General features: G+C 73.0%; 8 protein-coding genes. 3 read left to right on the plus strand and 5 right to left on the minus strand.

The window, feature by feature from the left end; genetic code table 11:
• Positions 1-189: 189 nt before the first annotated feature.
• Both MTQ10_RS22825 and MTQ10_RS22830 read right to left on the minus strand, forming a co-directional pair.
• Positions 190-708 (minus strand): hypothetical protein, encoded by a 519-nt coding sequence (locus MTQ10_RS22825; RefSeq protein WP_247471791.1) that lies wholly within the window; start codon positions 706-708, stop codon positions 190-192.
• A 203-nt stretch (positions 709-911) separates the two neighbouring features.
• Positions 912-2,606: an FAD-dependent oxidoreductase gene (locus MTQ10_RS22830; protein WP_247471794.1), complete on the minus strand. Its 1,695-nt coding sequence runs from the start codon at positions 2,604-2,606 to the stop codon at positions 912-914.
• A 333-nt stretch (positions 2,607-2,939) separates the two neighbouring features.
• Here MTQ10_RS22830 and MTQ10_RS22835 point away from each other — a divergent pair, with 333 nt between their 5' ends.
• Both MTQ10_RS22835 and MTQ10_RS22840 read left to right on the plus strand, forming a co-directional pair.
• Positions 2,940-3,884, plus strand: coding sequence for an RNA polymerase sigma-70 factor (locus MTQ10_RS22835; protein ID WP_247471796.1), 945 nt, complete (start codon positions 2,940-2,942; stop codon positions 3,882-3,884).
• A gap of 155 nt (positions 3,885-4,039) precedes the next feature.
• The gene (locus MTQ10_RS22840; protein WP_247471816.1) at positions 4,040-5,251 is read left to right on the plus strand and encodes an NAD(P)/FAD-dependent oxidoreductase; all 1,212 of its coding nucleotides are present in this window, start codon (positions 4,040-4,042) and stop codon (positions 5,249-5,251) included.
• A 65-nt stretch (positions 5,252-5,316) separates the two neighbouring features.
• Here the strand turns inward: MTQ10_RS22840 and MTQ10_RS22845 are convergent, their stop codons facing one another.
• Entirely contained in the window at positions 5,317-6,423 is a 1,107-nt protein-coding gene (locus tag MTQ10_RS22845; protein ID WP_247471818.1) for a class I SAM-dependent methyltransferase, read from the minus strand.
• A gap of 233 nt (positions 6,424-6,656) precedes the next feature.
• Here MTQ10_RS22845 and MTQ10_RS22850 point away from each other — a divergent pair, with 233 nt between their 5' ends.
• Positions 6,657-7,031, plus strand: coding sequence for a hypothetical protein (locus tag MTQ10_RS22850; RefSeq protein ID WP_247471821.1), 375 nt, complete (start codon positions 6,657-6,659; stop codon positions 7,029-7,031).
• Positions 7,032-7,123: 92 nt separating this feature from the next.
• Here MTQ10_RS22850 and MTQ10_RS22855 read toward each other — a convergent pair whose 3' ends face one another.
• Both MTQ10_RS22855 and MTQ10_RS22860 read right to left on the minus strand, forming a co-directional pair.
• Positions 7,124-7,969: a SigB/SigF/SigG family RNA polymerase sigma factor gene (locus tag MTQ10_RS22855; protein WP_247471825.1), complete on the minus strand. Its 846-nt coding sequence runs from the start codon at positions 7,967-7,969 to the stop codon at positions 7,124-7,126.
• A gap of 164 nt (positions 7,970-8,133) precedes the next feature.
• Entirely contained in the window at positions 8,134-9,192 is a 1,059-nt protein-coding gene (locus tag MTQ10_RS22860) for a PucR family transcriptional regulator (RefSeq protein WP_247471828.1), read from the minus strand.
• Between the last annotated feature and the right edge of the window lie 315 nt (positions 9,193-9,507).

A 9,507-nucleotide genomic window follows, 5' to 3' on the forward strand; every position in this document is an offset into this window, starting at 1 on the left:
GCACGGGCCCCGGGGGGCGTACGGGCCGTACGGGTCGTACGGGCCGTGGGTGTCCTGCGGGTTGCACGGGCCGTGGGTGTCCTGTTGGCCGTACGGCTGTGCGGGGCCCCTCGGGGTGGGGAGGGGCCGGCCGGGCCGCCACGCGGCGCGCGCGGGTGGCGGCCACGGCGGCTATGTCGGACGGCATGGTCAGGCCAGGCCGGCCGCGGACTTCTTGCGGCGGACGGCGTACAGGCCGGTGCCCGCGACCGCGAGGACGGCCAGGCCGCCGGCGGTCACCGACGAACCGGCGAGCGCGCCGCCGCCGGTGTGCATGCCGCCGTGGGGCGACTCGTGCTTGCCGCCCCAGGAGTCGCCGGAGGAGCTGCTGGAGCTGCTCTTGCCCTTGTCCTTGTAGGTCTCCGGGTCGTACTTCGGGTCGCTGGAGCTGCCCCAGTCGTTCTGCTGGAGCATGCTCAGCGCGCCGCCGCCGGTGTGGACGCCGCCGTGGGGCCCGTCGTGGCTGTAGCCCCCTTCCTTCTCCTTGCCGCCCTTGTCCTTCTCCTTCGACCAGCCGGAGCCGCTCTCCTCCTTCTTGCTGTACGAGGAGTCGCCGCGACCGGAGGACGAGCTGTCGTGGTCGCTGCCGGCCGCGTAGGCGCCTCCGGCGCCGATCACGAGGGCGGCGCCGGCCGCCGCCGTGGCCAGGAGCATGCGAGCTGAACGCATCTGAGGGTCCTTCCACCGTGGCCGGGCAGCTGTCTGTGTGTCAGCTGAGGGAACCCGGCCCCGATGTGAACCACCGTCAGTCACGCGCCTCACGCCCACCACTCGGGGCGCTCACGCGGGTGACGCCCGTCGGGGCGGGACGGGCACGAAAAGGGGGCGCCCGGTGCGGCACCGGACGCCCCGGCGGGAGCGGGAGGGCCGGGTCAGTGCAGGCCGAGCACCCTGGTCAGGACGTGACGCAGCGTCGGTTCCGCGTCTGCGTCGGGCGCGCCGGGCGACCGCCAGGCGACGAACCCGTCCGGTCGTACGAGGACGGCGCCTGCGCGGGTCGTGCCGTGCCGTTCGGCCCAGTCCGCGCCGTCCTCCGCCTGGAGGCCGGCGACGTCGTCGACGGCGCCGAACCGGTGGGAGACCAGCGGCACGGACAGCTCGTCCGCGAGCCGCAGCGCCGCCCGGTGCCAGGCCTGGCCCTGCTCGGCGTCGCTGAGCAGCACCAGGGACCGCTCGTACAGATCGAGCGTGGAGCGCCGTGCGCCCTGGTGACGCACCCACAGATGCGGGGCGCGGGTGCCGGGTTCCCCGGACAGGTCGAGCTTCTCCGGTACGACCGGGGAGGCGGGGTCGGTGCCGACGACGGCGCCGTCCGGGTAGCGGTAGCCGAGGGCGACGTTGAGGATGCCGCGCTGCGGTCCGCCGCCGCCCATGGTGGGGGGCGGCGCGAAACCGGGGTGGCTGTGCTCGGCCGACCGGGCGGCGGCGCGGGCGCTGGTGGCCTCGGCGACGGGGCGGCGTTCGGCGTCGTACGACTCCAGCAGCTTCTCGCCGGCCCAGCCGCCGAGGACGGCGGCGAGTTTCCAGGCCAGGTTGTGGGCGTCCTGGATGCCGGTGTTGGACCCGAACGCGCCGGTCGGGGACATCTCGTGCGCGGAGTCCCCGGCGAGGAAGACGCGGCCGGAGCGATAGCTGCGGGCGACGCGCTGCGCGGCGTGCCAGGGGGCGCGGCCGGTGATCTCCACGTCGAGGCCGGGGGCGCCGACCGCGCGGCGGATGTGGTCGGCGCACCGCTCGTCGGTGAACTCCTCCAGCGTCTCGCCCTGTTCGGGGTGCCAGGGGGCGTGGAACACCCAGTGTTCCCGGTTGTCGACGGGCAGCAGGGCGCCGTCCGCGCCGGGGGTGGTGAGGTAGCAGACGATGAACCGGCGGTCGCCGACGACATCGGCGAGGCGGCGGGAGCGGAAGGTGAGGCTGACGTTGTGGAACAGCTCGCCGGGCCCGCTCTGCCCGATGCCGAGCTGCTCGCGGACGGGGCTGCGCGGACCGTCCGCGGCGACGAGGTACTGGGCGCGGATACGGGTGTGCTCGCCGGTCTCCCGGCTCTTCACCAGCGCGGTGACACCGTCCGCGTCGGCCTCGAAGGACAGCATCTCGGTGGAGTAGCGCAGTTCGCCGCCGAGCCTCTTCGCGTGGTCCAGCAGGACGGGTTCGAGGTCGTTCTGGCTGCACAGGCACCAGCCGGTGGGGCTGAACCGGGCGAGCCCGCCGCCCGGGTCGATCTCCCGGAACAGCCACTCGCCGGCGTCCCCGACGAGGGTCGGCGTCTGCAGGATGCCGTGGTTGCCGGCGAGGGTCTCCGCGGCGCGGTGGATGCCGGGCTCGGTGCCGGAGACCCGGAACAGCTCCATCGTGCGGACGTTGTTGCCGCGTCCGCGCGGGTGGTGGGACGTGCCGGAGTGCCGTTCCACGAGGGTGTGCCGCACACCGAGCCGTCCGAGGAACAGCGAGGTCGACAGCCCGACGAGGGAACCGCCGACGATGAGGACGGGCACATGGTGGGTCCTGTCGCTGCCGCGGGAGCGGTCCGGGGGTTCGGCCCGACCCTGCGGGTCGTGTTGCTTCATCACTCGCCTCCAGGCGATCGCATGCCTGACCCGGTCCCGCGCGGGGACCGGGTTCCGGGAATGTTCATCCATGCCCCGCCGCGCGATCCCGCGCTCACCCCTTCACCCGCACAGGTCGGCGGGGTGCGGCATCCGGCGCGGCGCGCAGGGGGCGTGGGGCGGTGGCCGTGGAAGGAGCCTCGCCTGTCGGCGTCTCGGCCGGCGTCTCGGCCGGCGTCTCGGCCGGCGGGGACAGCGGGACGGTCGGGGACGGGCGGTGGTGCCCGTCGGGGCCTCCGGTGGCGGTGCCCATCGGGGCCTCCGGTGGCGGGGGCCGGTGGTTAGGATCGAGCCATGGGGCTGACCATGGAGCACGTCGACCTGTTCGAGAGTGCCCGGCCGCGGCTGGAGGCCATCGCGTACCGGATGCTCGGCTCCTCCGCCGAGGCCGAGGACGCGGTGCAGGAGACGTTTCTGCGCTGGCAGGCCGCCGATGTCGGGCGGATCCAGGTGCCCGAGGCGTGGCTGACCAAGGTCCTCACCAATCTGTGCCTCAACCAGCTGACGTCGGCGCGTGTCCGCCGGGAGACGTACGTCGGGCAGTGGCTGCCGGAACCGCTGCTGGCCGGTGACCCGATGCTGGGGCCCGCCGACACCGCCGAACAGCGCGAGTCGGTGTCGTACGCCGTGCTGGTGCTGCTGGAGCGGCTGTCGCCGAACGAGCGTGCCGTGTACGTGCTGCGGGAGGCGTTCGACTACTCGCACCGGGAGATCGCGGAGATCCTCGACATCAGCGAGGCGTCCAGCCAGCAGATCCTGCACCGGGCGAAGAAGCATGTTGCCGAGGGCAAGGCCCGTGCGGAGATCGACGAGGCGGCGGCGCGGCGGATCGTGGAGGAGTTCCTCGCCGCGGCGACGAGCGGGCAGACCGAGCCGCTGGTACGGCTGCTCACGCAGGACGCCGTCTCCATCGGGGACGGCGGCGGGAAGGTGCCGGCTCGGGCGAAGGCGTTCGAGGGCGCGCTGGCGGTCGCGAAGTTCCTGCGGGGGCTGTTCCGGCCCGCCGAGTCCAAGCGGAAGCTGGTCGGCGGTTCCGCGGACGTGTACGCGACGGTCGCCAACGGGGAGCCCGCGCTGGTGGCGGTGGTGGACGGGCGGGTCGTCGGCATCATGTGCCTGGAGGTCACCGACGAGGGCATCGTCGCCGTCCGCAGCCAGGTCAACCCGGACAAGCTGGAGCGGGCGACCCGGCAGTGGAACTCCCGCGAGCACGGAAAACCGCTGGTCACGGTCTTCTGAACCACCCCAAGGTCGTCTTGTGACCTGAGTCACATAAAGTTTTTGCCGGATTCCTGTCAGGAACGCGCACGCCGCCCGGTTCAAGGGGCGACACCGCGCAGAACAAGGGGCGGACCCGCGACAAGGTGCGGACCCGCGCAGACAGGAGCCAGACCATGCAGCACCGCATCATCGTCCTCGGAGCCGGATACGCCGGAACCGTCGCCGCCGGGCGCCTCGCGAAGCGGCTGCACCGCGAGGACGTCCACATCACCGTCGTCAACGCCGAGCCCGACTTCGTCGAGCGCGTCCGGATGCACCAGCTCGCGACCGGCCAGGACCTGACCCCCCGCCCGTTCGCCGAGATCTTCGCCGGGACCGGCGTGGAGCTGAGGCTCGCGAGGGTGACCGGCGTCGACGCCGACGCCCGGACCGTCGCGGTGACCTCCGCGGACGGCACGGCCGACACCCTTCGGTACGACACCCTCGTGTACGCCCTCGGCAGCGGCTGGACCGATCACGGCGTCCCCGGCGTCGCCGAGCACGCCGACGAGATCGCGAGCCGGCCCGGCGCGCTGCGGCTGCGGGAGCGGCTCGCCGCGCTCACCGAAGGACAGCCCGTCGTCGTGGTCGGCGGCGGCCTCACCGGCATCGAGGCCGCCGCCGAGATCGCCGAGGCCCGGCCCGACCTGGACGTCGCCCTCGTCGCCCGCGACACGCTCGGCGACTGGCTGTCCGACAAGGGCCGCGCCCACCTGCGGAAGGTCTGCGACCGGCTCGGCATCACCGTCCACGAGCACACCCGCGTCACCGCCGTCGAGGCCGACCGGGTCCTCGGCGACGACGGCACCGTCGTACCGGCCGCCGTCACCGTGTGGACCACCGGCTTCGCCGTCCACCCGATCGCCCGCGCCACCACCCTGGAGACCGCCGACGACGGCCGGATCGTCGTCGACGGCACCATGCGCTCGGTGTCGCACCCGGACGTGTACGCCGTCGGCGACGCCGCCCTCGCCATGGGGCCCGGCGACAAGCCGCTGCGCATGTCGTGCGCCTCCGGCGGGCCCATGGCCTGGCAGGCAGCCGACGCCATCGCGGCCCGCCTGACCGGCCGGAAGGTCCCGGCCGTGTCGATCCGCTACTTCAACCAGTGCATATCGCTGGGCCGCCGCGACGGCCTGATCCAGTTCGTCACCGCCGACGACCGCGCCGTCCCCCGGGCGCTCACCGGCCGGCTCGCCGCCCGCTACAAGGAGATCATCTGCAAGGGCGCCGCCTACAGCATCTCCCACCCCGTGTTCACGCCGGTGCGCCGCCACCGCGTCGTGCAGGACGTGGACCGGACCGCGGAGACCGCCGTCCCCGCCGGCTCGCGGGCCGCAGCCTGAACCCCACACTCGGCACGGCGAAGGCCGGCCGGGCACCCGCCCGGCCGGCCTTCGCCGCGACCGCGTCAGGACGCGGTCACCGGGCGCTTGCGCGCCACGTAGTACAGGTTGATCGGGTCGCCCTCGACCTGCGATGTGGCGACCTCCGTGAAACCCGCCTCCCGCAGCATCCGCTCCGCCGTCTGCTGCCCCCACACCGTGCCGAGCCCGGCACCGCCGGTGCTCAGCGACGTGGTCATGCAGTAGAAGATCGAGAAGCCGTACAGTCCGGGCCCGAACGGGTTGTCGATGTTCTCCTCCAGGTTGCTGGAGGCGGCGATGTCGCACATCAGGAACGTGCCGTCCTCCCGCAGCGCCCCCGCGATCGCGGCGAGCGTCTCCGCCGGGCGCGCCAGATCGTGGATGACGTCGAACGCGGTGATCAGGTCGTACTCCCCGCTGACCGTCGTCGAGTCGGCGAGGACGTACTCCACATTGGTCACCCCGCGCCGCTCGGCCTCCGCGCGGGCCGTCGCGATCCCGGCCTCCGACTGGTCCAGGCCGCGGAAACGGCTCTTCGGGAACGCCTCGGCCAGCACCAGCGGGGCATGCCCCTGCCCGGTGCCCACGTCCAGCACGTCGATGCCGTCGCGCAGCCGCTCCGTCAGCCCCGGCACCAGCGGCACGATCACGTCCACCAGCGCGGCGTCGTACACCCGCGCGGTCTCCTGCGCCTGCAACGCCTGGAACCTCGGATACGCCGAGTACGGCACCCCGCCGCCCTCACGGAAGCTGCGCACCACCTGCTGCTCGACCTCACCGCACAGGGCGACGTACGGCATCATGCCCGCGATGTTGTCCGGCCCGGCCGCCGTGGTGAGGCACGCGGCGTGCTCCGGCGGCAGCGTGTACGTGCCGTTCCGCGCGTCGTACCGCACGATCCCGCCGACGACCATGCCGCCCAGCCACTCGCGGACGTAGCGTTCATGGAGCCCGGCCGCCTCGGCGATCTGCGCGCTCGTCGACGGCGGAAGCCCCGCCATCGTGTCGAACAGCCCGCACTGGTGGCCGACGCTGGTCATCAGCGCGAGCATCGCGTCGTTCAGGACGCCGACCATCTTCCCCGCGAACGCCTCCTGCGCGGCGGTGTCCAGCGGCGCCTTCCGCGTCTCCTGAGCCTCCTGGATCGACATGATCGCTCCCTCCGCCGGAACGGCCCCGGCCACCTCCGGGGCCGGTTTGACCCTTCTTGTCACGCTACGCCGGGAAGGCGGGGGAGGACCTTACGGACCGCGAACACCGCGCTCCCGCGCGGGCGCCGTACCGAAGGGAAGAGGCGACGGTGGCCGGTGGTGTCGGGGGTACCGCCGTGGCGGTTTGCGTCCGACGGTCACCGATCGGCCGACCGGCCGCATAAGCTCTAGTCATGTCGAAGCCTGATGAGCTGCTCGTCGCCATCGCCGCAACAGTGGAGGCCGAGCGAAGCAATCAGATGTCCCTGACCGTGGTCGTCGGCGGAGCCGTCATCACCGGGCGGCTCGCTCCCGAGGCCGTGTGGCGGGAGCGGGTGGCGGAGGTGCTGAAGGACTCCGACCGGCTCGGCCCCTTCTCGGCCGTCTTCTCCCATGACTCCCTGGGCAACCGGGCCGCCCGCGGCGAGGCACCCACCCACCTGCACTTCCACCTCGCCCGCATCCTCCAGGGCAGCCTCGGCATCCCGGAGACCGGCGGGATGTACCGGGTCGCCATCAGGGACGTCAGCGCCTGGACCGTCGGCGACCTCACCTACAGCGAGCAGTGACACCCGACACCTGACCGAGAACCGACGAAGACGGACGGGCGGGCGGCCGGCCCTCGCCGACCGCCCGCCCGTGGGACAGCGGATGCCCGCCGTCACTCCGTCGTCAGCATGCCCTCCCGCAGCCGGGCCACGATCCGTGACAGCAGCCGCGAGACATGCATCTGCGACATGCCGAGCCGCCGCCCGATCTCGGCCTGCTTCAGCTCCTCCACGAACCGCAGATGCAGGATCAGCCGGTCCCTCTCGCCCAGCTCGGCGATGAGCGGGGCCAGCGCGTGGAAGTTCTCCACCAGCTCCATACCGGGGTCGTCCGCGCCGATGAACGCCGTCAGCGAGGCGTCGTTGTCGTCCGAGTCGGTCCGCACGGCCGCGTCCAGCGAGGCGGACGTGAAACCGTTCGCGGCGACCTGCGCCTCGACGACCTCCTCCTCGCTGAGGTTCATCAGCGCCGCCAGCTCCGACACCTTCGGCGCCCGCCCCAGCCGGGTGCTCAGCTCCTCCGTCGCCTTCGCCAGCTCGTTGCGCGCCTCCTGAAGCCGGCGCGGCACATGCACCGCCCACGAGGTGTCCCGGAAGAACCGCTTGATCTCACCGACGATGTACGGCACGGCGAAGCTGGTGAACTGCACCTCGCGCGAGACCTCGAACCGGTCGATGGCCTTGATCAGCCCGATGACACCGACCTGGACGATGTCCTCCATCGTCTGGTTGCCGCCGCTGCGGAACCGGCCCGCCGCGTACCGCACCAGCGACATGTTGATCTCGATCAGCGTGTTGCGGGCGTACTGGTACTCGGGCGTGCCCTCCTCCAGCACGGCCAGCCGCTCCAGGAAGACCTTGGTGAGGGCGCGCGCGTCCTGCGGGCCGACCTTCTGCGGTTCCGCGATCCGGGGCAGTTCCGTCTCGGTACGCGTCACCGTGTCGACCGTCGTCGCCATCACACAGCCCTCCCTGTCGTCATGAACCCGCCCCCCCGTCCGGCGAGCGCCCTGCACCCCCGGTTGCCCCGCATTCCGGGACTCATGCCACCCGGGTGAAGAAAATGTGAGCGGCACCACTCGACGCCGGGCCGACGCACCTCGGCACCACGGGCGGGCGGCGTTCACAGCTCCTTGTCGGGCCAGTCCAGCAGCCGCGCCCCGATGACCGCGGTCTGGAGCATGTAGCGGTGGTTCGGGTCGGCGGGGTCGGCACCGGTGAGCCGGTGCACCCTCTCCAGACGGTACGTCACCGCGCGCACGCTCAGCGACAGCCGGCGTGCCGTCTCCGCCGCGACACAGCCGCTGTCGAAGTACACGGCGAGCGTGTCCAGCAGCGGGCGCGCACCGCCCCGCGCCTCGGCCAGCGGACCGAGCGTATTGGCGACCAGGTCGGCCATCGCCTGCCGGTCCCGGGTGAGCACGGGATAGACCAGCAGGTCGGCGGCGTACAGCACCGGGTCGTCGAGATCGAGCCGCTCCGCCAGCTCCAGCGCGTTCAGCGCCTCCTCGTACGACTGGACCACCCCGCCCGGACCGGGCTGCGGCCGGCCGATCGCGACGCGCCCGCCGTCCGTCGCCGCATGCGCCTGCTTCGCGAAATACGGCAGCACCTCGCTCTCCTGGCCCGGCGCGATGCACAGCAGACGGCCGTCCTTCGTGGTGAGCAACACATTGCGGTTGCCGAACCGGGACAGCAGCGCCTGCTCGACCCGGCGGGGCACCCCGGAGCCCTCCGCGTAGGCGACGGGACCCTCGGCGACCGCCACGGCGTGCGCGTGCGCCAGCCGCAGCCCGAACCGCTCCGCGCGCTCCGCGAGCCGGCCCAGGTCGCTGCGGCCGTACAGCAGGTCGTCGATGAACTCCCGCCGCGCCGCCTCCTCCTGCCGTACCGCCTGCCGCTGCGCCCGCTCGTACCCTTCCGCGAACGCGTCCACCGCCTGCTGCACGGTGGCCAGGGCACTGTCGGCCGCGCCCGGCGTGCGCGGCCACGCCTCCCGGGTCGCGGCCAGATGCGCGGTCACACAGGCGCGCAGCCCCCACCCCGCGTCGGCGGCCTGCTCACCCAGGGCGCGCCGGGACTCGATCTCCTCCCGGGTGAGGCGCCGCCCGGTCGCCGCCGCCTCCGTGAGGATGCGCGCATAGCCGTCGAGAAAGCGCTCGGGCACGTCCCGTTCCGTCAACCTGGCCCCCTGAGGTCCGCTCCACGGTGACGGGTTCCTGACAGTCACCGGCACCCAGACCCTAGGCAACATTGCCGGGAACCGGCAATGCGGGGCCGGGTGCCGGTCGGGCACGATGACCCGGGGGAAAGCCCGGCCGTCCGGCCGTACGGCATCCCGATGTGCCGTGCGGTCGCACGGCCGGAGAGACGGAAAGGGGGACCGGACCCATGCTCACCTCGACGAACACCGCCTCCGGTCACCCGGATACGCGGCCCGCGGGCCCCACCCGCCTCCCGGCCGCCGGCCGCCGAACCGAGGCCGGCGGCCGGGAGG

Source organism: Streptomyces sp. XM83C, assembly GCF_023072675.1.
Lineage (GTDB): Bacteria > Actinomycetota > Actinomycetes > Streptomycetales > Streptomycetaceae > Streptomyces > Streptomyces thermocoprophilus.